23 protein-coding genes are annotated in these 21338 nt (G+C 70.1%); 13 read left to right on the forward strand and 10 right to left on the reverse strand.

Annotation, left to right across the window (positions count from 1 at the left end; genetic code table 11):
- Positions 1–22: 22 nt before the first annotated feature.
- Positions 23–499, forward strand: a complete 477-nt coding sequence (locus ABH926_RS08270; protein ID WP_370365189.1) for a DUF1003 domain-containing protein — start codon at positions 23–25, stop codon at positions 497–499.
- A gap of 21 nt (positions 500–520) precedes the next feature.
- Here ABH926_RS08270 and ABH926_RS08275 read toward each other — a convergent pair whose 3' ends face one another.
- Both ABH926_RS08275 and ABH926_RS08280 read right to left on the reverse strand, forming a co-directional pair.
- Complete coding sequence (locus tag ABH926_RS08275) at positions 521–877, reverse strand: glyoxalase (protein ID WP_370364796.1); 357 nt, start codon at positions 875–877, stop codon at positions 521–523.
- Between the two features lie 19 nt (positions 878–896).
- Positions 897–1703, reverse strand: a complete 807-nt coding sequence (locus tag ABH926_RS08280; protein ID WP_370364797.1) for a methyltransferase domain-containing protein — start codon at positions 1701–1703, stop codon at positions 897–899.
- Positions 1704–2005: 302 nt separating this feature from the next.
- Here ABH926_RS08280 and ABH926_RS08285 point away from each other — a divergent pair, with 302 nt between their 5' ends.
- The 3 genes from ABH926_RS08285 (at position 2006) to ABH926_RS08295 (ending at position 4159) form a co-directional block, all read left to right on the forward strand.
- Positions 2006–2440 (forward strand): MarR family winged helix-turn-helix transcriptional regulator, encoded by a 435-nt coding sequence (locus tag ABH926_RS08285; protein WP_370365190.1) that lies wholly within the window; start codon positions 2006–2008, stop codon positions 2438–2440.
- 140 nt (positions 2441–2580) lie between these two features.
- The gene (locus ABH926_RS08290; RefSeq protein WP_370364798.1) at positions 2581–3465 is read left to right on the forward strand and encodes an SGNH/GDSL hydrolase family protein; all 885 of its coding nucleotides are present in this window, start codon (positions 2581–2583) and stop codon (positions 3463–3465) included.
- A 508-nt stretch (positions 3466–3973) separates the two neighbouring features.
- On the forward strand, positions 3974–4159 hold the full coding sequence (locus ABH926_RS08295) for a hypothetical protein (RefSeq protein WP_370364799.1): 186 nt from the start codon (positions 3974–3976) through the stop codon (positions 4157–4159).
- A 6-nt stretch (positions 4160–4165) separates the two neighbouring features.
- Here ABH926_RS08295 and ABH926_RS08300 read toward each other — a convergent pair whose 3' ends face one another.
- The 5 genes from ABH926_RS08300 to ABH926_RS08320 form a co-directional block, all read right to left on the reverse strand.
- Positions 4166–5836, reverse strand: coding sequence for an MFS transporter (locus ABH926_RS08300; protein WP_370364800.1), 1671 nt, complete (start codon positions 5834–5836; stop codon positions 4166–4168).
- A 150-nt stretch (positions 5837–5986) separates the two neighbouring features.
- Complete coding sequence (gene moaC / locus ABH926_RS08305) at positions 5987–6490, reverse strand: cyclic pyranopterin monophosphate synthase MoaC (protein ID WP_370364801.1); 504 nt, start codon at positions 6488–6490, stop codon at positions 5987–5989.
- Entirely contained in the window at positions 6487–7728 is a 1242-nt protein-coding gene (gene glp / locus ABH926_RS08310; protein WP_370364802.1) for a gephyrin-like molybdotransferase Glp, read from the reverse strand. Before glp ends, moaC begins: the two co-directional genes overlap by 4 nt.
- A 67-nt stretch (positions 7729–7795) precedes the next feature.
- Positions 7796–8716, reverse strand: a complete 921-nt coding sequence (gene galU / locus ABH926_RS08315) for a UTP--glucose-1-phosphate uridylyltransferase GalU (protein ID WP_370364803.1) — start codon at positions 8714–8716, stop codon at positions 7796–7798.
- Between the two features lie 14 nt (positions 8717–8730).
- Positions 8731–9417, reverse strand: coding sequence for a GGDEF domain-containing protein (locus ABH926_RS08320; protein ID WP_370364804.1), 687 nt, complete (start codon positions 9415–9417; stop codon positions 8731–8733).
- 41 nt (positions 9418–9458) lie between these two features.
- Here ABH926_RS08320 and ABH926_RS08325 point away from each other — a divergent pair, with 41 nt between their 5' ends.
- The 5 genes from ABH926_RS08325 to ABH926_RS08345 all read left to right on the forward strand — a co-directional run bounded on the left by ABH926_RS08325 (position 9459) and on the right by ABH926_RS08345 (position 14447).
- A complete protein-coding gene (locus tag ABH926_RS08325; protein WP_370364805.1) occupies positions 9459–10106 on the forward strand; it encodes a 5-formyltetrahydrofolate cyclo-ligase in 648 nt (215 codons plus the stop codon).
- A 68-nt stretch (positions 10107–10174) separates the two neighbouring features.
- Positions 10175–12505 carry a SpoIIE family protein phosphatase gene (locus ABH926_RS08330; RefSeq protein ID WP_370364806.1) on the forward strand — a complete coding sequence of 777 codons (2331 nt, stop codon included), beginning with the start codon at positions 10175–10177 and terminating at the stop codon, positions 12503–12505.
- A gap of 153 nt (positions 12506–12658) precedes the next feature.
- Complete coding sequence (locus ABH926_RS08335) at positions 12659–13036, forward strand: FmdB family zinc ribbon protein (RefSeq protein ID WP_370364807.1); 378 nt, start codon at positions 12659–12661, stop codon at positions 13034–13036.
- 137 nt (positions 13037–13173) lie between these two features.
- Positions 13174–13728, forward strand: coding sequence for an RcpC/CpaB family pilus assembly protein (locus tag ABH926_RS08340; protein WP_370364808.1), 555 nt, complete (start codon positions 13174–13176; stop codon positions 13726–13728).
- A gap of 47 nt (positions 13729–13775) precedes the next feature.
- Positions 13776–14447, forward strand: coding sequence for a nitroreductase family protein (locus ABH926_RS08345; protein ID WP_370364809.1), 672 nt, complete (start codon positions 13776–13778; stop codon positions 14445–14447).
- Between the two features lie 4 nt (positions 14448–14451).
- On the opposite strand, the gene ABH926_RS08350 is transcribed toward ABH926_RS08345, so the two are convergent.
- Positions 14452–14970 carry a hypothetical protein gene (locus ABH926_RS08350; RefSeq protein WP_370364810.1) on the reverse strand — a complete coding sequence of 173 codons (519 nt, stop codon included), beginning with the start codon at positions 14968–14970 and terminating at the stop codon, positions 14452–14454.
- An 80-nt stretch (positions 14971–15050) separates the two neighbouring features.
- Between ABH926_RS08350 and ABH926_RS08355 the strand changes: the two genes are divergently transcribed.
- The 4 genes from ABH926_RS08355 to ABH926_RS08370 all read left to right on the forward strand — a co-directional run bounded on the left by ABH926_RS08355 (position 15051) and on the right by ABH926_RS08370 (position 18814).
- On the forward strand, positions 15051–16331 hold the full coding sequence (locus tag ABH926_RS08355) for a serpin family protein (protein ID WP_370364812.1): 1281 nt from the start codon (positions 15051–15053) through the stop codon (positions 16329–16331).
- A 67-nt stretch (positions 16332–16398) separates the two neighbouring features.
- Positions 16399–16968 (forward strand): FHA domain-containing protein, encoded by a 570-nt coding sequence (locus ABH926_RS08360; protein ID WP_370364813.1) that lies wholly within the window; start codon positions 16399–16401, stop codon positions 16966–16968.
- Positions 16969–17045: 77 nt separating this feature from the next.
- Entirely contained in the window at positions 17046–17324 is a 279-nt protein-coding gene (locus ABH926_RS08365; RefSeq protein ID WP_370364814.1) for a DUF1049 domain-containing protein, read from the forward strand.
- Positions 17325–17425: 101 nt separating this feature from the next.
- Positions 17426–18814: a hypothetical protein gene (locus tag ABH926_RS08370; RefSeq protein ID WP_370364815.1), complete on the forward strand. Its 1389-nt coding sequence runs from the start codon at positions 17426–17428 to the stop codon at positions 18812–18814.
- An 8-nt stretch (positions 18815–18822) separates the two neighbouring features.
- On the opposite strand, the gene ABH926_RS08375 is transcribed toward ABH926_RS08370, so the two are convergent.
- Both ABH926_RS08375 and ABH926_RS08380 read right to left on the reverse strand, forming a co-directional pair.
- The gene (locus tag ABH926_RS08375; RefSeq protein ID WP_370364816.1) at positions 18823–20520 is read right to left on the reverse strand and encodes a 5-oxoprolinase/urea amidolyase family protein; all 1698 of its coding nucleotides are present in this window, start codon (positions 20518–20520) and stop codon (positions 18823–18825) included.
- Positions 20517–21281: a LamB/YcsF family protein gene (locus ABH926_RS08380; protein ID WP_370364817.1), complete on the reverse strand. Its 765-nt coding sequence runs from the start codon at positions 21279–21281 to the stop codon at positions 20517–20519. The genes ABH926_RS08375 and ABH926_RS08380 overlap by 4 nt, the downstream gene beginning before the upstream one ends.
- Positions 21282–21338 lie beyond the last annotated feature (57 nt).

The following is a 21338-nucleotide window of genomic DNA, read 5'->3' on the forward strand; positions in this document are numbered from 1 at the left end:
GCGCGAGTACACACCGCCGCGGATGGACCAGCCGCGCGGCCGGCGGCAGGTCTCGCTGAAGCCGTCGTTCGACCCGGACGCCTTCGGCCGGGTCTCGGAGACCATCGCACGTTTCTTCGGCACCGCGCGGTACCTGATCATCCAGACCGTGATCGTCATCATCTGGATCGCGCTGAACATCCTGGTGATCAGCAGGGCGATCCGCTGGGACCCGTACCCCTTCATCCTGCTGAACCTGGCGTTCTCGACACAGGCCGCGTACGCCGCGCCGCTGATCCTGCTGGCGCAGAACCGGCAGGCCGAGCGGGACAAGGTGCAGTTCGCCGAGGACCGGACCCGCGAGGAGCTGTCGATCGCGACGATGGAGTACCTGACCCGGGAGATCGCCTCGCTGCGCCTGGCGGTCGGCGAGGTCGCCACCCGGGACTACGTGCGCGGCGAACTCCAGGGTCTGCTCAAGGAGCTGGAAGAGCGGGCCCGGGAACTGCCCGCGGAGTAACGCTGTCAGCGCTGTTCCTGGCTATTCCTGGATGAACTCCAGGCGGTTGCCGTGCGGGTCGAAGGTGTGCAGGCGGCGCCGGTCCGGGATGCTCGTGTCCCACGTGTACTCGTGGCCGGCGGCGGTCAGGGCGCCCGAGAGCTCGTCGATGTCGGTGACCAGGATCCCCGGGTGCGCCTTGCGGGCCGGGACGAAGGGCTCCTCGACGCCGGTGTGGATCTCCAGGCCGCCGGCGGCGAACCAGCAGCCGCCGCGCGCGGCCAGGACCGGCGGCTTGGGCAGCTCGGTCATACCGAGCACGCCGACGTAGTAGGCGCGCGAGATGTCCTCCGCGCCCTTCGGGACCGCGACCTGCGTGTGGTGGAGTGCTGAGAGCATTCTTCTTCTCCTGGATTCCCTAGAGCGAGCGGCCGATGGCGAAGATCCGCCGGTAGGGCAGCAGCTGGACGGTGTGGCCGCCGAGTTCACGGATCGGGTAGGCGGCGCGGGCCAGGGTGTCGTACTCGGCGACGAATTCGGCGGCGTCGGCCTCGCTCAGGGCCTTGATCGCCGGACGCAGGGCGCTGCCGCGCACGAACTCGGTGACGCCGCACGGCACGGCCGGGTCCGGATCGGCCGGGACCAGGTAGGTGTAGGTGGTTTCCCACACGTCCGGTTCGAGCCCGGACTCGGCGAGCTTCTCCAAATAGCCCGCCGGATCGTGAGAGGCGGGCTTGACCAGATCGTCCGGGACGCGGCCGGCCCACCGGCGCTTCATCTCGGCCAGCGCGAGGTGCGAGGGCGCCTCGAAGTTGCCGGGGACCTGGAAGCCGAACACGCCGCCGGGGGCGAGCTGCGCGGCCAGGTCCGGGAGCAGGTCCAGGTGGTCCGGCACCCACTGGAGCACGGCGTTGGCGAGCAGGACGTCCACCTTGGCGTCCGGGTGCCAGTCCCGCAGGTCTGCGAGTTCGAACTCGACCTGGCCGGGAACCTCCTGCTGCCGGGCCGCCTCGATCATCGCCGGGGAGGAGTCGACGCCCACGATCCGGGCGTCCGGCCACCAGTCGACCAGCAGCGCGGTCGCGTTGCCGGGTCCGCAGCCCAGGTCGACGACGGTGCGCACGTCGCCGTCCGCGTCGAGCTGGGTGACCAGGTCCAGGAAGGGGCGCAGGCGGTCGTTCTCGAACCGCAGGTATTGCTGGGCGTTCCAGATGTCGTCGGCCATGACGCCTCCTGGCAGGTCGGGGATGTGCAAAGTATCTCGACGTCGAGATACTTAGAGTCTGCCCGGTCAAGAATCTCGATGTCAAGATGCTCGGTGCCGACATTCCCGCTAGGCTGGGATCTCGGATCACGCTGAGGAGAAGGTACGCGGTGGAGACGCCACAGACGGAGACGCCACACACGCACGACCTTGACGCCGTCGCGACCCCCGCCAAAAACGGCGCCGCCGCCCCCTCGGACCCGCAAGCCTGCCGGGACGAGGTCGACCGCCTCGTCGAGGCCTGGCGCCACGAGCGCCCGGACCTGGACGTGGCCCCGCTCGAAGTCCTCTCCCGGGTCTCCCGCCTGGCGCGGCATCTGGACCGGGCCCGCCGCACCGCGTTCGCCGAGCACGACCTGGAGCCGTGGGAGTTCGACGTGCTCTCGGCACTTCGCCGCGCCGGCGCGCCGTACCAGCTCACCCCCAGCAAGCTGCTGACCCAGACCTTGGTCACCAGCGGCACGATGACCAACCGCATCGACCGGCTCGCGGCCAAGGACCTGGTCAAGCGCCTGCCCGACCCCGGCGACCGGCGCGGGGTGCTGGTGCAGCTGTCGGACACCGGACGCGAGCGCGTGGACGGCGCCTTCGAAGGACTGCTGGCCCAGGAGCGCGACCTGCTCGGCGGGCTGTCCGCCGAGGACCGCAAGGCTCTGGCCGGGCTTCTGAGGACCCTGGTCCTGCCCTTCGACAACTGACTTAAGCAGCCGTTCTACTCGAATCACCCTCCCCTACCCCTGGCGGCTACCTACCAGTAGCATCCAGGTGTTCGCCGCCACATGTATGTGCGATGGAGCCTTTGCGGGCGGCGCGATCTCCATGGGAGGGGACCCACAGCATGCACGTTCCCAAACTCGGCCTGCGCAAGGCCGCCGCGATCGCGGCCGCCGCGCTGTGCGGCCTGGCGGTGAGCGCCGGCCCGGCGAGCGCGTCCGACGGCTGGAAGCACCGGCCCTACGACTACTACCTCGCCCTCGGCGACTCGCTCGGCGCCGGCTGGCAGCCGAACGCGGTGACCGGCCAGGGCTACATCAGCGGCCACGGCTACGCCGACGACATCGCCGCCTCGCTGAAGGCCCAGGGCACCAAGTACGTGAACCTGGCGTGCCCCGGCGAGACCACGGGCTCGATGATCAACGGCGGCTGCCCGTACCCGGAGCCGTACAAGAGCCAGCTCGACGCCGCCGCCGCGTTCCTGAAGGCGCATAAGGGCGACCGGGTCCTGGTGACCCTCGACATCGGCGCGAACGACGTCGACGGCTGCGCGAGCGCGACCGGCCTGGACATCCAGTGCGGTCTGAACGGGATCAAGCAGACCTCGCAGGACCTGCCGGTGATCCTCAAGACGCTGCGCGCGGCGGCCGGGCACAAGACCGAGTTCGTCGGGTCGACGTACTACAACCCGTTCCTCGCGTCCTGGCTCACCGGTTCCTCCGGCCAGAGCACCGCCACGCTGTCGGCGGTGTTCCTGAACCTGTTCAACGCGGTCTTCGCGGTCGAGTACCCGCTGAACGGCGTCCGGGTGGCCGACGTCAGCGCCGCGTTCGACAGCAACGACTTCGTCGACCAGGTGCCGCTGAAGCCCGGCGTCACGGTGCCGCTGAACGTGGCCCGCATCTGCCAGTGGACCTGGATGTGCGCGCCGGCCCCGGTCGGCCCCAACATCCACGCGAACGACACGGGGTACACCGTGATGGCGAAGGCTTTCGAAGCAGCCATCTGACATACCGCGTTTTCCTGCGACGCAGGTCAGCCGGGGCCACCTCGACACGAGGTCGGCCCCGGCCGTGTTGTCGGGTTCGACAGGACACGTGGGTCTGCGTGTCGAGGCGCCCGAGATGCGACTGCTGTGCGATCCGCGGGTTTCGCCGGGTCGCGCCTTCTTAGGGTCCTGGTTTCCCTTCCCGGACAACGGCCATCTGCGTGCGGTTCCCGGGCTGCTGGAGGCCGAGTGGGTCGCGGAGGCTGGCAGCGGTTGCCGCTCAACGACCGGGGTGACTGGCTGACGGTCGTGCCCGAGCAGTCGCCGATGGCGCACCGGGCTGCGTTTTTGATCGTCGTCGATGGCGTCTCGGTACTGCACTGCAATGATGGGATCCCCATTGGGAGGGGAACACCTATAGCGAGTCCCGCGCACAGGAGATCGCCGACCTATGGCTGCATATCCCGATCCTGCGGCGGGCTCAGGCCTTGCGGAACGGTTCGCGGAGCACTTCGCGCGACTCCGCAACATGAGTCCGTACTTCCTGGAGCGGATCGCGGTGACAGTGCGGTTCGAAGTGGCCGGTGCGGTCATCGACGAGGCGCCGGAGGGTCTGGTTCTGCGCTGCTTGGCGCACAACTTCGACTTCTCACTCACCACCGGCCTGTGCCTGAACGCCCGGTGTGAGCCCATAGTGGTGGCGGCGTCCGTCTGAATTCCCTTATGCGGGCGCGGTTTCCTTCTCAGGAGCGGTGTCCGACAGGTAGCCCAGGCCACCCGTGGATGGCGTACGTCCGGAGCGCATGAAGTATGTGCCGACCAAGGCGATCGCGCCGGCTATCGCACAGGCGATGAAGATCTGTGTATACGCGGTGTCGGTGAAGACTCCCGCGCGCTCCGTTATGCCGGTCTTCGGATCCGGGGTACCGGCGAGGACTGTCTGGCCGGCCACGATAAGCCGCACAGGATGGGCTGCCTGGAACGCTGCCGCTACAGCGGTTCCCACAGCGGTGCCTATGGAGTTGGACACTCCAAGCATGCCCGCGGTAATCCCCTGCTGCTCCGGCGGGGAGGCTTCCACGAGCAGGTTCGGCGTCGTCGCGTAATACGCGCCGAACCCGACGCCGAAGACGATGCCGACCAGGGCCAGTACCAGCGCACCGTGGTGCGCGGCGGCGTACACACCGCTGGTGGCGGCGAAGGCGAACATCCCGATCAGCAACGGCCTGCGTGCGCCGATCTTGCCCGACAGCTGTCCGGACGCCGCGCCGGAGAACATCGACACCGACGAGCCCCACACCTGGACGTGGAACGCCAGGCCCAGCAACGTGAACCCGAGCCCGTACCCGATGTCGCCGAGCACCTTCACCGGGATCTGGTCCGGCTGCACCAGGCCCTTGAAGCGGGCCGCCGCGCCCTGCTGGGTCATCGCGATCAGCCCGGCGTGACTCGGCGTGGACACCATGTACGGGATGGCGAAGGCCTGGATGCCGACCACGATCGAAGCGAAGAAGGCGATGAACAGCACCACCGAGACCTTCGGCGAGAACAGCAGCCGCAGGTCGATGATCGGCTGGCTGACTCTGCGTTCCAGCACCACGAAGCTGACGACGAGCAGCACGCCGAGGACGAGGTAGCCCAGATAGAGCGGGTCGGTCCAGCCGACGTTCGCGCCGTTGGAGACGTACAGCAGCGCGAAGCCCACGCCGCCGGCCAGCAGCAGCGCGCCGAGCGGGTCGAGCTTCTGGCGGGCGCGGAACTTGGTCTCCGGGCACACGATGAACAGCAGCGGCAACGTCACCAGGGTGTAGATCACCAGGAACCAGAACAGCGACTTGTAGCTCCAGCCGGCAGTGTCGGTCAGCACGCCGGAGAGCATGATCCCGCCGACCCCGGACACCCCGAGCCCGGTGGACACCAGCCCGATCGCCAAGGGCACGTACTTGCGCGGGATCAGGTCCCGGATCAGGCCATAGGCGACCGTGGCCGCGGCGATGGCCACCGCCTGGAACGCACGGCCGATCAGGAACAGCGTCCAGCTGCTGGTCGTGGCGCAGATCAGCGACCCGATCAGGAACGACACCCCGACCGCCAACAGCATGTTCCGCTTGCCGTACAGGTCGGACAGCTTGCCCAGGATCGGCGTCGCCGCCCCGCCGACCAGGCCGAAGACGATGGTCATCCAGGCGATGTTGCTCCCCACCCCCGGGAAGCTGCGCCCGATCAGCTGGGCCGCCGGCGAGACCATCGTGTACTGCAACGGCGCGACCTCGGCGAAGAGGACGACGACCGCGATGACGGCGAAGATGCGCCCACGGGAGGCGTTGTCGAGGCGCCCCGTGTCGTTCTCGGGCGGAGGTCCGGCCGCTGTGCTCGATCCGGTATCGGTCATGGCGCGTCCTTGAGATCTCGGGGAGATGTCTGATCGGCCTAATACGAACCCGACCTGTGAGGATGCTCACAGCCCGCGTTCGGGGCACCATGACACCGAGACCTTCAAGTCGCAAGAGTTATCGAGTGGACGCCGGAGCGCCCACCCGCTCTAGCCCTCGCGCGACCAGTCCCCTGAGACACCGCCGGTCTTGGTCTCCACCTGCACCCGCGTCAGCACCGCCGCCGGATCGACCGCCTTGACCATGTCGATGACCGTCAGCCCGGCGACCGCGACCGCGGTCAGCGCTTCCATCTCCACACCGGTGCGGTCCGCGGTCTTCACGGTCGCGGCGATGGCGACGCCGGAGTCCTCGACCTCCAGCGCCACCTTCACGCCACTGATCGCGATCGGGTGGCAGAGCGGGACCAGGTCGGGCGTCCTCTTGGCGCCCATGATCCCGGCGATGCGCGCGACCGACAGTGCGTCCCCCTTGGGCACGCCCTCGCCGCGCAGCAGTTCCACCACCTTCGGCGACACCTCGACGAAGGCGGTCGCCCGGGCCTGGCGCGCCGAGACCGGCTTCTCGGTGACGTCGACCATGCGCGCGTCGCCGGTGGCGTCGATGTGAGTCAGGCGGTCGGACTTGCCGGCGGCGGCCTCCCCGGAGCTCACCGGGGACCACCGTCCAGCACGATCACCTCGACGTCGTCGCCGTCGACCACCTCGGTCACGTACTCCGGCACCACTATCAACGCGTTCGCCAGGGCCAGGTCGCCGACCAGGTGCGAGCCGTGGCCGCCGACCGGCCGGACGCTCAGGCCCTGTGGGTCGTAGACGCCGCGGGCGAACTGGCGCTTGCCCTCGGGCGAGGTGAAGGCGCCGAAGCAGGTCGCGGTGACGGTCTTGCGCGGCCCGGTCTCGATGCCCATCATCTTCTCGATCGCCGGGCGGATGTAGATCTCGAAGGACACGTAGGCCGACACCGGGTTGCCCGGCAGCGTGAAGATCGGGATCCGGTCCTCGCCGACCGTGCCGAAGCCCTGCGGCATCCCCGGCTGCATCGCGACCTTGGTGAACTGCACGGTGCCCAGCGTCGAGAGCACCTCCTTCACCACGTCGTAGGCGCCGACCGAGACCCCGCCGGTGGTGACCACCATGTCGGCGCGGATCAGCTGGTCCTCGATGGCGTCGAGCACCCCCTGCGCGTCGTCGCCGATGATGCCGACCCGGATGCCGGTGGCGCCCATGGCGTTCACCGCGGCGGTCAGCGCGGGGCCGTTGCCGTCGTTGATCTGGCCCGGGCCCAGCGGCGTGCCCGGCTCGACCAGCTCCGAGCCGGTGGACAGCACCACGACCCGCGGGTGCGGGTGCACCGGGGCGTGGACCTGGCCGATCGCGGCCAGCAGGCCGATCTGGCGCGGGCCCAGGCGGGTGCCGGCCTTGAGCACCACGTCGCCGGCCGCGATGTCGGAGCCCAGTATGCGGATGTGGGCGTCGCGCTCCGGGACCCGGGTGATGCGCACGCTCTCGGTACCGCCGTCGGTCCACTCCACCGGCACGATCGCCTCGGCGCCGTGCGGCACCATCGCGCCGGTCATGATCCGCAGGCAGGTGCCCGGTTCCAGGAGACCCTCGTGGACCGAGCCGGCCGCGATGTCGCCGAGCACGCGCAGCTCCGCCGGGCTGTCCTCGGCGGCGCCCGCCAGATCGGCCAGCCGCACCGCGTAGCCGTCGACCGAGGAGTTGTCGAACGGCGGCAGCGAGATGGCCGAGACCACGTCGTCGGCGAGCACCAGCCCGTTCACATCGGTGATCGGGAGCTCCATCGGGGCGAGCAGCTGCACGGTGTCGAGGACCGTCTTCAGGTGGTCGTCGACACTGCGCATCGTCGCGTTCTCGGAATCGGACATGCGTCCATCATCCCTTATGCCGCGGACGCGGACGGCGAGCGCCTCAGTCAGCGCCTCAGTCAACGCCTCAGTCTTGGAAGCCCGCGCTCACGTACGACGACAGCCAGTCACGGAACTCCCGGCCGAGGTCGGGGCGGTCCACCGCGAGCTGCACCACGGTCTTCAGGTAGTCGATCGGGTTGCCGGTGTCATACCGCCGCCCGGTGAACACCACGCCGTGGACCGGCCCGCCGATGTCGGGGTCGCCCGCCAGGGTGCGCAGGGCGTCGGTCAGCTGGATCTCCCCGCCGCGTCCCGGAGCGGTCTCGCGCAGGACGTCCATCACCGCGGGGTCCAGCACATAGCGGCCGATCACCGCGAGGTTCGACGGAGCCTGCTCGGCGTTGGGCTTCTCCACCAGGTCGGTGATCTGGATCAGGCTGGTGTGCTTCTGCTCCAGCGCCGGGCCGTCCGCCGCAGGCTTCACCGCGGCACAGCCGTACATGTGGATGTGCTCTTCGGGGACCTCGATGAGCGCGACCACGGAGCCGCCGTAGCGCTTCCGGACCTCGATCATCGCGGGCAGCAGCGGGTCCCGCTCGTCGATGAAGTCGTCGCCGAGCAGGACGGCGAAGGGCTCGCCGTGCACATAGGACTCCGCCTTCAGGACCGCGTGGCCCAGGCCCTTGGGGTCGCCCTGCCGGACGTAGTGGACATTCGCCATCTCCGCGGACGCGCGAATCTGCTCCAGCCGGACCGTGTCGCCCTTGGCCTGCAGCGCCTCCTCAAGCTCCGCGGCACGGTCGAAGTGGTCTTCCAGCGGCCGCTTGTTGCGGCCGGTCACCATCAGGATGTCGGTCAGCCCGGCGGTCACGGCTTCCTCGACGACGTATTGGATCGTCGGCTTGTCGATGACCGGGAGCATCTCCTTGGGTGTCGCCTTGGTCGCCGGCAGGAACCTGGTACCCAGGCCTGCGGATGGGATGACTGCTTTGCGAACCTCCACCATGAATCGGGACGCTATCAGGTGATGCGCCAACTTCCATGAGAGTCTCGTTTAGCTGCCATGAGTTGTTCATCAGCGACCCGCAACAGAGTCGCGGCATGCGTCCCGTGGTCGGGGAAGATCACACCGCCCACGGAGATCGTCAACTGGAACGGCCCCTGCTCCGAGTCGCCGTCCGGACCTGCATCGAAAGTGAGTTTGCGGACCGCGTAGCAGAGCCGTTCCGCGACTTTCGCAGCGGTCTCGGCGTTGGTGCCGGGAAGGATGAGGACGAACTCCTCGCCGCCGTATCTGGCGAAAGTGTCGGCGTGTCGCACTTCCAGCGCCAAACGCTGCGCCAACTCCCGGAGCACCGCCGAGCCCCGCTGATGGCCGTACCCGGCGTTCACCTGGCGGAAGTCGTCGACATCGATCATCAGCAGCGCGCCGCCCACGCCGGTGGCCCGCGCGGCTTCGAGCTCCCGGGCCAGCGCGCCCTGCAGGTACCGGTAGTTCCACACCCCGGTCAGCGGATCGAGCGCGGACAGCCGCTCCAGGTCCTCCCGGCCCTGTTCCAGCCCGGTCACCTCGCTGGCGGCCTGGGCCAGGGCGGTGCGGGTGGTCTCCTCCACGTGCTCCAGGCGACGGCGCAGGGCCAGGTTCATGCCGGCCAACGCGGCACAGGCCACGGCCAGCAACACCAAGACCACCGCCGTGAGAGACATCGGTGGGACTCCTCTCGCGGCCTGGCATTCTTGAGCACAGCATGACTAATCAATTCAACGACCCGGGCCTTGCCAAGGGCACGATCCGGTCACGGTTGCTGGCCGCCCGGCGCGCGTGCGCCCCCGAGAGGCGTGCGGCGTGGGCGGCTGCGGCGTGCGAAGTGCTGGTGGGGCAGATGAGTGGGGCGGACGTGGTCGCCGCCTACGCTTCGTTCGGCACCGAGCCGGACACCGGCCCGCTGCTGGCGGGATTGCGTGGGCGCGGTATCCGCGTCCTGCTACCTATTCTAGAGAATGACATGGACCTGTCGTGGGGGTGGTTTTCCGGCCCTGATTCACTCGTTCGAAGGATCCCGCCCGGAGGCTCCCGGCCGAGCCCCATCCCCGAGCCCGCCGAGTCACTGGGCCGGGACGCTGTGCTGTCAGCCTCCTGGATCGTGGTGCCGGCGCTGGCGGTGTCCCCCGACGGCGTCCGCATGGGGCGCGGCGGCGGCAGCTACGACCGGGTGCTGACCAGGATCGAGGCGTCCCCCCGCGCCGCACGCCCCCGGGTGGCGGCCCTGCTCTACCCCGGCGAGCTCGACGTCGACCTCCCGGTCGAGCCCCACGACCGCGCGGTCGACATGGCGGTCGCCGGGGAAAGCGTTCGCCACTGGGACGAATCTCCCGGCGGGGTTCTCTCGCGCTGAGGCGGCCGCTAGTGGCAGACTCGGCGCTTAAAGAACGTCAGGGTTCGGCAGAGCGGTTGGTACCTCACATGCGACGTCAGCCGGGGACCGGGGAACAGCTCCCGCATGCCCGGCCGCAACCACCCGCCGAGCTCGTACCCGCGAACAGCACCCAGACCTCGGCGATCTCGGTGCTCGAGGCCCTGCCCGACCCGGTGGTGGTGCTGAACCACCGGGGCCAGATCACCGGCTGGAACCCCGCCGCCGAGGAGCTCTTCGGCTGGTACGGCGAAGAGGTCCTGGGCCGGCCGTGGACCGAGTTCGTGGTCGCCGACGGCACCAACGGCAACGCTCTGTCACACCTGGACTCCATCGGGTCGACCGTCCAACGCGGCGGTACGTGGGAAGGTTCCTTCCCCATCACCACGCGCAACGGCGACTCCCTGCTCGCCCGGGTGCGGGCCGCGCCGATGATGAACGGCGGCATGGTCACCGGCACCGTGGTGACCGCGATCGACCTGTTCGGCTCCGACGCCAGCCGGGACGACCAGCAGCGCGCCGCCGCGCGGGCCGCTGTGCGCGCCGCGGTGCTGTCGCGCGCGGGCATGCAGTTGGGGACCTCACTGGACACCGGCCGGACGCTCGCCGCGCTGGCCGAGATCCTGGTCCCGGCGTTCGCCGACACCTGTGTCGTGGACCTGCTGGATGAGAACGGCGTCGCACAGCGTCTGGTGACAGTGCACAGTACGGACACCTCTCCGTGTCCCCCAATGCGTGCGGGTACGGAGATCCAATACCCCGCGCGCCATCCCTGTGACCGCGCGCTGCGGACCGGCCGTCCGGTCCTCATCCAGGGCGCGCCGAGGGTCAAGGCCCTGGACCAGGATGAGGAGTGCGACCGCAAGGCGCTCCTGCTGGACGCGAAGTCGCTGATCGCCGTTCCGCTGCTGGCGCCCAGCGGGGTGCGCGGAGTGCTCGCCATCGCCCTGACCGAGGACGCCGACCCCACGCCCCGGTACGACACGGCGGACCTGGAGCTCGTCGAGGAGCTGGCGGCGCGGGCCGGGCTGGCCCTGGAGAACGCGGCCATGTTCGACCGGCAACGGACGCTGGCCCTGGCGCTGCAGAAGTCTCTGCTGCCGACCGACCTCCCGCTGCCTGACGGCGTCTCCATCCGCGTCGGCTATGCGCCGGGCGCCGCTTCCGAAGTCAGCGGCGACTTGTATGACGTCGTCGAGCTGTCGGCCGGACGGATCGGCGTGGTCATCGGGGACGTCCAGGGACGCGGTGCGCACGCCGCCGCGGTGATGGGACAGTTGCGCGCCGCGCTGCGTGCATACGCCGTATTGGATGTGCAGCCCGGCCAGTTGCTGTCGTACCTGGACGAACTGGTCCGCGGGCTGAACGAGGAGATCCTCGTCACCTGCGTATACGCGATCTACGACCCCTTCACGCGGCGCTGCGCTTTAGCCAACGCCGGACATCCGCCGCCGTTGTTGGCCTCCGCGCACGGCACTTATCCGATGGAAGTCCCGCCGGACGTCCCGCTGGGCATCGGCCCGCTGGGGCCCGGCGGCGGCAAGGGCGCCGTGCAGTTCGAGGACCACATCTTCAGCATCCCTCCGGGGGACGTGCTGGTGATGTACACGGACGGGGTCGTGGAACGGCGCGACCAGTCGGTGGACACCGGTGTGCGCACGCTGTGTCTGGCCATCGAGCGCGTGGTGCGCGAGCCCCGGGCGATCTGCCGGGCCGCTTTGCGCGCCGCCGGCAGCGGGGCGCATGACGACCAGGCGGTACTCGCCATGGCGACGTCCACTGTGGATCTGCCGCTGTCGCGCCTGGCCCTGCCGGCGCGTCCCGAAGCGGCGTTCGCAGCCCGGCACCACACCCGGGCCGTGCTTCGCGAGTGGGGCCTTAGCGAGCACGCCGAGCTGGCCGAGCTGCTGGTCTCCGAGCTGATCACCAACGCGGTGCGGCACGCCAGCAGCCCGCGGCCGACCCCGTGGTCCTTCTCCGACTCCGACCAGTACCCCGAGCCCGAGCCGCCGCCGATGGCCGAGGACATGATGGAGCTGGCGGCCGTCCGGGAGTACGCCGACCACCTCGGCGCCCTGGACGAGGACAACGAGATGGACCTGCTCGCCGAGCCCGGCCTGCTGGACGAGCTGGGGATGCTGGACGGCACCCTGGCCGCCCCCGGCGGCTCGCGGCGGCTGGACCTGGTGCTGCGCCGGGGCCTGCGGGCGCTGTGGATCGAGGTCCACGACCCGGACGTGCGGCTGCCCCGGATCCGGCAGGCGGCGGAAACAGATGAGGGCGGTCGCGGGTTGTATCTGGTGGACGCGCTGTCGGCGCGGTGGGGCGCGCGGCCCACCGACGCCGGGAAGTTCGTCTGGTTCGAGATCCCGCTGTTCTGACGTCCTGTTCTGTCGCGGAACGCGGCCGTGTGAGCGGCCCCGTGGGTGAGGTGTGTCACAGGACCGCCCCACCGCATTGGACAGTCCGCGCGCCTTTCCCGCAGAATTGGCAGTCTGGCGGCCAGAGTGCCAGGTCGATGAAGGAGTTTCCCCGTGCCGACTTACCAGTACCAGTGCAAGGACTGCGGTGAGGCGCTGGAGGTCGTGCAGAAGTTCACGGACGACGCGCTGACCGTCTGCCCGAACTGCCAGGGCGAACTGCGCAAGGTCTTCTCCGCTGTGGGCATCGTGTTCAAGGGCAGCGGCTTCTACCGGACCGACAGCCGCTCGTCGTCGAGTTCGTCCACGCCGCCGGCGTCGTCGAACGGTTCCTCGGGGTCCTCGGACTCGAAGAGCTCCGGCGGCTCCGGGAGTTCGAGCGGCTCGGGCAGCTCGGGCAGCTCGTCGAAGGGCGAGTCGTCGTCCTCCTCGTCGAGCACGTCCTCCTCGTCGTCGTCAAGCTCGGGCTCGTCTTCGTCCACAAAGAGCTGAGCGCCGCCCGGTTGTCCACCGGGTTATCCACAGATCCACCCCGGTTATCCACAGGTCGCCCGGCGACCGGTGGACACCGTTGACGACCCCCTCGGATCATTACTCCCCGAAGCGTCCTGACTACGCAAGGGGGAGCAATGCCCGCCGTCACCACCGCCCGCCCGAAGCTCGCCGCCCGCCTGCCCGGCCGGCGCCGCTGGTCGCGCACCCGGCGGCTGCGCGTCATCGGCGCCGCCGGTTTCGCCGGCGTCTCGATGGCCCTGCTGACCGCCGAGCACTCGGCCCCGCCACCGCGCCGGCCGCCCCGCTTCGCGGCGGAATCCCTGATGAGCGGCCTGGTCGCGGTCCCGGTGCGGTTCGCCGACGCCGGCAGCACCGGATACCTGCGCCCCGGCGACCGGATCGACGTCCTGGCCGCCCGCGACGCCGGGCCGGGCGGACCGCCGGGCCCGCCGGACACCGCCCCCGGCCCGGTCCCGGAGCCCGGTACGGACCCGCCACGGGGTGAGACGGCGGTCGCGATGGACGTCTCAGTCCTCGAGATCGCGCACCCCGCGGACGCCGGCTCCCTGACCCGCTCCGCGCCGGACGACGGCGGTCTGGTGTTCCTGGCTGTGGACAACGCGACCGCCGCGCGGCTGGCCCGTGCCGCCGTCGCGGACCGCCTGAGCTACGCGCTGCGCCATGGCTGAGCGCGCCCTTGCCCCACTGGGGGAAGAAATCTACCCTGCCGATCATCATGGACATTTACGAAGCGCTCTACACCACCCGGGCCATGCGCCGGGTCGAGCCCGACCCGATCCCGGAGTCCGTCCAGGCCCGCATCCTGGACGCCGCGATCCGCGCACCCTCCGGCGGCAACGGCCAGAACTGGCGGTTCCTGCTCCTGGACGACCCCGAGAAGAAGAAGCTGATCGGCCCGCTCTACCGCGACGCCCTCGACCAGCTCTACAAGACCGTCTACGCGCCGATGATCGCCGCCATCGAGGCCGACCCGGACAGCCCCGAGTCCCGGCAGATGGCCAAGGTCACCAGGTCCTCGCAGTGGCTCGGCGAGCACTTCGAAGAGGTCCCGCTGTTCCTGTTCGCCTTCGTCCAGCGCGACCGCACCGGCGGCTCGATCTTCCCGGCGGTCTGGAACGCGCAGCTGGCCGCCCGGGCCCAGGGTGTCGGCAGCGCACTGACCTCGATCCTCGGCGGCTTCCATGACGCCGAGGTCAAGGAGATCCTCGGCGTCCCGGCCGACGAGAAGTGGACCCAGTCCTGCTGCGTGTCCTTCGGCTACCCGACCGGCCGCTGGGGCGTCGCCCCGCGCCGTCCCGTGCACGAGGTCTCGTACCGGAACAGCTGGGGCGAGCCGGTGGGCTTCACCGTCGACGAACCGCTGTGGCAGCCGCCCGCCGAGTCCTGACCGCCTACCCGAGGGCCTTCTCCTGGATCAGGTCGGTCAGGGACCTGACGGCGTCGGCCTTGGCCGGCGACTCGGCCGCGTCGCGCAGCTCCGTGAGCCGGTCCAGGACGTCGTGCACGTCGGTGTCGGGGGAGGCGGCCTCGTCGAGGTCCACCACGACGACGGCGTCCGCGTCGGCGTACTGGACCCGCCCCTCCTTCAGGACGACAAGCGTCTTGGTGCCGCCGGCGGCCTTGCGAGGGGCGCTCTTGCGCTTCGGCTTGGCCGCCTTCTTCTCGTCCTTGTCGTCTTTCTCCTCTTTCTCTTCCTTCTCCTCGCGCGGCTCCTTCTCCTCCCCGGCCGGCTCCGGGTCGGCGACCGCCTCCGCGGGGAAGTCCTCCTCCGCAGGGACCTCCCCCTCCGCGGGCGCCGGCGGTTCGACGTCCTGCTGCTGCGGGATGTCAACGACTTCCCCGGGTCCTTCCTGATCCTGGTTCTGTGGCATCGCCGAGGGAGACATCGGGGGCACGGTCGTGACGTTCATGACCACTTCAACGATCGACCCCGGACACGGTCACCCCCCTCCGGGGGAAACCGGATCGGCCCCGCCTGCGTCCAATCCGCATGCCACGCAAGCAGATAGCCGCGATCGCCGCCGCATCCCTGGCCGCTCTGACGGCGTGCTCGTCCTCCGGCGGCACCTCGTCGGCGGGCGGTTCGCTGGTGCGCGCCGACGCCGCGCGGGCGATCGTCGCCGAGCCCGACGAGACCGCCGCCGCGGCCGCCGTGAACAGCTTCGGCGTGGACGTCTTCCACTCCGTCGCGGACCGGGACGAGGGCGACGTCATGATCTCCCCGGCCAGTCTGGCCACGGTGCTGACCATGCTGATGCCCGGCGCGAAGGGGCAGACCGCGGACCAGATGGCCAAGGCCCTGCACACCACCATGCCCGCCGACCGGTTCGCGGACGCGCTCGGCGCCCTGGACTCGGCTACCGCGCAGCGCGTCCTCGCCGACAAGGCGGACCTGCAGCAGTACGACACGGTGTGGGCGCAGAAGGGGTACGGCATCCAGCAGCCGTATCTGCGGACCCTGGCCTCGGCCTTCGACGCCGGCGTCCGCGAGACCGACTTCACGAACCCGGAGAACGCGCGCCAGACGATCGACAAGACGGTCGAGGATCAGACCAACGGCCTCATCAAGGACCTCTTCGGTCCCGGCTCGGTATCCGCCGACACCCGGCTGGCCCTCACCGACGCCCTGTACCTCAAGGCGCAGTGGGCCACCCCCTTCGCGAAGTACATGACCTCGGACAAGCCGTTCCACCTCACCGACGGCACGACCGCGAACGTCTCCACGATGGGGAGCAGGACGGATACCGCCTATGCCCAGGGCAACGGCTGGCAATACGCAGAACTGCCCTACCAGCAGGGCCACCTGGCGATGGGCATCGTGCTCCCGGCCGCCGGGTCCTTCGACGCGTTCCGCACCTCGCTGACCGCCGACCAACTCACCGCCATGACCTCCTCGGCGACGACGGTCCCGGTCGACCTGGAACTGCCGAAGTTCACCTTCGACACCAGCCGCCAGCTGAACGCCGCGCTCCAGACCCTGGGGATGAAGTCGCTCTTCGACCCGGCCTCCGCGGACCTGAGCGCCATCCCGGCCAAGGCCGAGCCGCTGTGGGTCGGCGCCGTCGTCCAGAAGACCCACGTCGCCGTGGACGAGGACGGCACCACGGCGGCCGCGGCCTCGGGCGTCACGGTCATCGCCGGCGCCGCGCCCGCGCAGCCGGTCCAGCAACCGGCCCAGATGCACGTCGACCGACCCTTCCTCTTCTTGATCAGAGATACCGTGACCGGCCAGATCCTGTTCCTCGGCCAGGTGAGCGACCCCCGCGGCTGACGCAGGCCTCGATCACACCCACAGTCTTGCTGGACACCCGATCGGCCGACACTGGACAATCTCTTCCATGGGAGGTCCTTCGTTCGGGAATGCCAGATGGCAGCCGCCGGACTTTCGGCCGTCGGACGCCGAGCGCGACGAAGCCATCGACGCGCTGTCGGCCGGCGCCGAGGCCGGCCGGCTGTCCAGCGACACCTTTTCGCACCGCATCGACCAGGCCCTGGCGGTGCGCTCGCACAGCGAGCTGACCCAACTCGTCTCCGATCTACCGATCCCGCCCGAACCGCCGGGCTTCGGCCAGCGCGTGGTGAACGCGGTCTCCGCGGTCGCGCACTTCCGCTTCAAGATCAAGGCCGCCTGGCGCGGCCCCTCCCTGCCCCGCCTGTCCCTGCCCGGCGGCCAGCAGGGCATCCTGCGCATCGGCCGCATGCCCGAATGCGACCTCCAACTGTTCGACACCACGGTGTCCCGCTTCCACGCCGAGTTCCGCCGCTCCCCGGCCGGCTGGCTCCTGGTCGACCTGGGCTCCACCAACGGCACCCGGGTCAACGGCTGGCGCATAACAGCGCCCACGGCGGTCCACCCCGGCGACGAGGTCTCCTTCGGCTCAGTGGTCTTCTCCCTGAACGGCCCCTGACACCAGCGACCGCGCGGCCGTTCCCCTGTTCGGGGCAATCCACGTTTCCGGGCCCCCACCCCGGCAACAGGCCGTGCATGACGACGGACGCCCCCCAGCCCCCACCGGCCCCGCAAGCCCCGCGCACCGCGGCCGACAAGGCTCAGCGGTCCCGCATGATCGGCGGCATCGTCATCGCCGTGGTGGCGATCTGGTTCATCCTGGCCAACACCCACAAAGCCAGCATCACCTTCTGGGTGGTCACGGTGACCAGCCCCATGTGGCTCACCCTCGCGGGCACCTTCCTCGGCGGCATGCTGACCAGCCTCCTACTGACCCGCACCCGCACCAAGAAGCGCCAGAAGCAGCAGCAATAATATAAGATGTCTTATCCCCAATCCCCCAAAAACCCAAAAAATGTCACACCCCTCTGCCACTCTGGTGAAACCAGTACAAAACCACCCCAGAGGGGGAAACAATGCCGACCCAAACCCAACCCTGGCTCCGCGCGGAACTCATAGCCGCCCCCGAAACAACCCCCGGCGCCCAGCTGATGATCCCCGCCGACGGCGTCGAGTTCCACGACGACCAACTGGTCTTCCACCACCAAGGCGACATCGTCTACGTGGCCTCCCAAGGCCAACTCCGCTCCATCACCTGGTTCGCCAGACAACCCAACCCCGAAACAGCCCGCCGCAAAGCCCAATGGCCCAAACACGGCACCCGCTGGACCGACGAGGAAAGAGCGGACCTCCTCCGCCACCTCCGCACCGGCCAAAGCTGGAAAGCCATCTCCCACGCCCACGGCCGCTCCCGCACCGGCTGCCAGCAAGAAGCCATCAAGCAGGGCTGGCTGGACCCGGACACCCTGCAACCGACGGCAGCACTGCTCCTCGCCGAGCCGGATCCCACACCCGCCGCGAAGGCAGAATCCTTACTCGCCACCCCGAGCACCGACTCCGCGGCCCCGACCCCAGACGCCACGCCCGCCGACTCCCCCGATCCGGCGCCCAACAACTCCTCCGATCCGAAGCCGAATGCCGTACCTGCCGGCTTGGCCAACAAATCGCGGAAGACCGCGCCCACCGATTCGCCGCCGAATGCCGCAGCCACACCGGCTATCGCCGATCAGTTGCACAAGGCCACGCTCGCCGACGCTGCCGCCGACTCGCCAGCAAACCCCGCAGCCTCATCAGCCCTCGCCGATCTGCTGCGCGAAACCGCGCTCGCCAGTGCTGCCGCCGATTCGCCGCCGAATGCCGCAGCCTCAGCGAGCTCGCCGCCAAGCGCCAGGCCCGCAGCCTCGCCGGCCCTCGCCAATCTCCTGCGCAAGTCCGCGCCCGCCGACACTGCCGCCGATTCGCCACCGAATGCCGCAGCTTCCGCCAGCTCACCGCCAACCTCCTGGGTCATTGCCCCGCCACCGGCCGCCGATCCACCGCAGCCGTCCGCGCGCATCCCCGCCTCCACGAGGCCAAGTCCCTCAGCAACCTCAAGCCCAACTGCCGAACTCGCCGTTGCTACCCCGCGAGCGGTCCACGACTCGGCAGCATCGCCTTCGCCCACAACACCATCAGCGCCACCGATCGCCGCCGAGCCGCTCGCATCTGCCACCGCCGCGCCACAGCCGGACCGGCCCCGGATTCCGCCACGCGTCCCGCGGCAGCGCACCGGCTCCGGCGCCGAATCTCAGCCCGGCGGTGGTGATCCCGACAAGGATCCTGATCCCGACTCCGGCCCCGGTTCGGCTCCCGGGCCCGGATCACGCTTCCTGTCGCGCGCGCAGTCCTCGCTGGCCCGTGCCACGCTCGGGGCGTACATGAACCCGCCGCGGGGACAGTCGGGTGCGGCGTCCGGGGCGACCTGACGTCGCCCTCAGCGCCGGCTTGTGCCGCCGACCATCCGGAACCGGATGCCGGTGCCCGGGCGCGCTTGTCCCACGGCGTCCAAGTCCGCCGGGTGGGCGCATGCGATGACCGGGTAGCCGCCGGTCACCGGGTGGTCGGCCAGGAACAGCAGCGGGCGGCCGTCGCGGGGCACCTGCACGGCCCCCACGACCAGCGGCTCGCTCGCCGGCTCACCCTCGCGGACCCGCTGCAGTGAAGGGCCGTCCAGCCGTACCGCTGTCCGGTTCGACTCCATCCCGACCGTCCACCGCGCCGCGATCAAGTCCCGGACCGCATCCTCCGTGAACCACTCGCTGCGCGGCCCCAAGACCAACCGCACCACCACGGGATCATCCACGTCCCGCAGCGGTGCCAGTCCCAGGCCCGGAATGTCCGGTGGCAAGCCCACCGGATCGCCGATCGCGAGGCGTTCCTGAGCCGCCAAAGCCCGCCCGCCAACTCCCGACAGGAGGTCGACCGACCGGCTCCCCAACACCCCCGCACCGCCCACACCCCCGGCCACGGCGAGGTACGCGCGCACCCCCGCCGCGGCCGGCCCCACATCGACCACCGCGCCGCCCGGCACGTAGAAGGCAGCGCCCGGGACCGTGCGCATGACCTTGTTCTGGTGGGGAGGCGTGGGTTCGGGCACCGACACCGTCACCTCGCACCGAGCGCCGGCAACCGCGACCCAGCGCCCCACCTCGAGGCACACCGCCCCGCCGCCGAGCGTCAGCTCGAGCGCCGCGGCACCCTCCTCGTTGCCCACCAACCGGTTCGCGAGCTTCAGCGACGCCCGGTCGACCGCGCCCGAGCGCGGGACGCCGAGGTGCGCGAAGCCCGGGCGGCCGAGGTCCTGCACCGTCGTCAGAGGTCCGGCGCGCACCACCCGCAAGCCGGGCTCGCCGGCTTGCGCCGCGGCCTCCTCACGGCCGCCGGGAGCGTCGTCCGGGCGGCTTCGCCCCGTCGCGTCGCGGAACCGGACCCGGGTGCCCGGTCGGAGCAGCGCCGGCGAGTCCCGTGCCTCGTCCCACAGGGCCGGGGCCCATGACGCCAGGCGCCCGATCAGTTGCCAACCGCCGGGAGACTCCCGTGGATAAACGCCGCTGTACGGCCCGCCCAAGGCCACCGCTCCGGCAGGCACGCGGGTCCGCGGCGCATCACGGCGTGGCACGCGCAGCACGTCCGGCAAGCCGGTCAGGTACGCGAAGCCGGGTGCGAAGCCGGTGAACGCGACCGTGAATTCGGCCTCCGTGTGCAACGAAACGATCTCATTTAGGGCAAGCCCAGTCAGCCGCGCGACGTCATCGAGATCCGGACCGTCGTACAGCACCGGCAGCTCAACGATCTCGGGCTCGATACCGGGCTTGCTCTCGGGCTCGGTATCGGGCTCGGGCTCGGGCTCGGGTCCAGTCGTGCTCTGCGCGCACCAGTCCACATCCGCGACCGCAGCCGCGAACTCCCGCAGCCCGCGCTGCCCCGCGTCGTCGAACGTCGCGATGGCCATCAGCGTGCGCTCGGCGGGCACCACGTCGACCAGAACACCCGGCCGCGCCACGCGCCAGCGCTCGGTCCAGGCGAAGCAGCGCTGAACTTTCTCCAAAGAATCGAACTCGAGCAGCACCCCGAACGGACCCGCGGGTCGGACCGACCCGGCGCCGGTACCGGCGCCCGAGCCATCGCTCACGTGAACGCCCCGACCTCGACCCCCGTCGACCGCAAGGCTTCCCGGACCGCGGCCGCCATGGCCACCGCGGAGGGCGAATCCCCGTGCACGCACAACGAGCGTGCCGAGATCTCCAGCAGCGTCCCGTCGATCGCCCGGACCGTGCCGGACACGGCCATCTCCACGGCGCGTCCCGCGACCTCCTCCGGGCTCGTCACCACCGCGCCCGGCGCGGAGCGCGGGACGAGGGTGCCCAGGGGGGTGTAGGCGCGGTCCGCGAAGGCCTCGGGGATGGTGGTCAGGCCCGCTGTGGTCGCCAATTCCAGGAATACCGAGCCGGAAAGGCCCAGGACGGGGACGTCGACGTCGTACGCGGAGGCGAAACTGGACACCGCGCGGACCACCGCCTCGGCTTGCACGGCGTCATGCACGATACGGTTGTACAGAGCCCCGTGCGGTTTCACGTAACGGACCCGGTCTCCGGCTGCTCTGGCGAAGGCGTCCAGAGCTCCGATCTGGAAGAGGACGTCGTCAGCCAGTTCGTGGGGGTCGTACTCGATGTCGCGGCGGCCGAAGCCGGCCAGGTCGCGGTAGCCTACCTGGGCTCCGATCCGTACTCCGCGGCCGACGGCCGCCGAGCAGACCCGGCGCATGGTGGAGGGATCGCCGGCGTGGAAGCCGCAGGCGACGTTGGCACTGGTGACCAGTTCCAGGAGAGCGTCGTCATCACCTAAACGCCAACGCCCGAAACCTTCGCCCAGATCTGCGTTAAGGTCGATCATCCTGCGCACCACAGTACGCCCGAAGACGGAGTCGTCGCCCCTTGTCGCTCCTGTACC

It is taken from the genome of Catenulispora sp. GP43 (assembly GCF_041260665.1).
GTDB lineage: Bacteria > Actinomycetota > Actinomycetes > Streptomycetales > Catenulisporaceae > Catenulispora.

Bases quoted from the DNA above. Each gene is read 5' to 3' on its own strand.
- ABH926_RS08280 (WP_370364797.1), bottom strand. From the start codon at position 1,703: ATGGCCGACGACATCTGGAACGCCCAGCAATACCTGCGGTTCGAGAAC.
- ABH926_RS08370 (WP_370364815.1), top strand. From the start codon at position 17,426: ATGCCGACCCAAACCCAACCCTGGCTCCGCGCGGAACTCATAGCCGCC.
- ABH926_RS08345 (WP_370364809.1), top strand. From the start codon at position 13,776: ATGGACATTTACGAAGCGCTCTACACCACCCGGGCCATGCGCCGGGTC.
- glp (WP_370364802.1), bottom strand. From the start codon at position 7,728: ATGTCCGATTCCGAGAACGCGACGATGCGCAGTGTCGACGACCACCTG.
- ABH926_RS08295 (WP_370364799.1), top strand. From the start codon at position 3,974: ATGAGTCCGTACTTCCTGGAGCGGATCGCGGTGACAGTGCGGTTCGAA.
- ABH926_RS08300 (WP_370364800.1), bottom strand. From the start codon at position 5,836: ATGACCGATACCGGATCGAGCACAGCGGCCGGACCTCCGCCCGAGAAC.
- ABH926_RS08325 (WP_370364805.1), top strand. From the start codon at position 9,459: ATGACTAATCAATTCAACGACCCGGGCCTTGCCAAGGGCACGATCCGG.
- ABH926_RS08365 (WP_370364814.1), top strand. From the start codon at position 17,046: ATGACGACGGACGCCCCCCAGCCCCCACCGGCCCCGCAAGCCCCGCGC.
- ABH926_RS08360 (WP_370364813.1), top strand. From the start codon at position 16,399: ATGGGAGGTCCTTCGTTCGGGAATGCCAGATGGCAGCCGCCGGACTTT.
- ABH926_RS08275 (WP_370364796.1), bottom strand. From the start codon at position 877: ATGCTCTCAGCACTCCACCACACGCAGGTCGCGGTCCCGAAGGGCGCG.
- ABH926_RS08330 (WP_370364806.1), top strand. From the start codon at position 10,175: ATGCGACGTCAGCCGGGGACCGGGGAACAGCTCCCGCATGCCCGGCCG.
- ABH926_RS08350 (WP_370364810.1), bottom strand. From the start codon at position 14,970: ATGAACGTCACGACCGTGCCCCCGATGTCTCCCTCGGCGATGCCACAG.
- ABH926_RS08380 (WP_370364817.1), bottom strand. From the start codon at position 21,281: ATGATCGACCTTAACGCAGATCTGGGCGAAGGTTTCGGGCGTTGGCGT.
- ABH926_RS08320 (WP_370364804.1), bottom strand. From the start codon at position 9,417: ATGTCTCTCACGGCGGTGGTCTTGGTGTTGCTGGCCGTGGCCTGTGCC.
- ABH926_RS08290 (WP_370364798.1), top strand. From the start codon at position 2,581: ATGCACGTTCCCAAACTCGGCCTGCGCAAGGCCGCCGCGATCGCGGCC.
- ABH926_RS08340 (WP_370364808.1), top strand. From the start codon at position 13,174: ATGCCCGCCGTCACCACCGCCCGCCCGAAGCTCGCCGCCCGCCTGCCC.
- ABH926_RS08270 (WP_370365189.1), top strand. From the start codon at position 23: ATGGACCAGCCGCGCGGCCGGCGGCAGGTCTCGCTGAAGCCGTCGTTC.
- galU (WP_370364803.1), bottom strand. From the start codon at position 8,716: ATGGTGGAGGTTCGCAAAGCAGTCATCCCATCCGCAGGCCTGGGTACC.
- ABH926_RS08355 (WP_370364812.1), top strand. From the start codon at position 15,051: ATGCCACGCAAGCAGATAGCCGCGATCGCCGCCGCATCCCTGGCCGCT.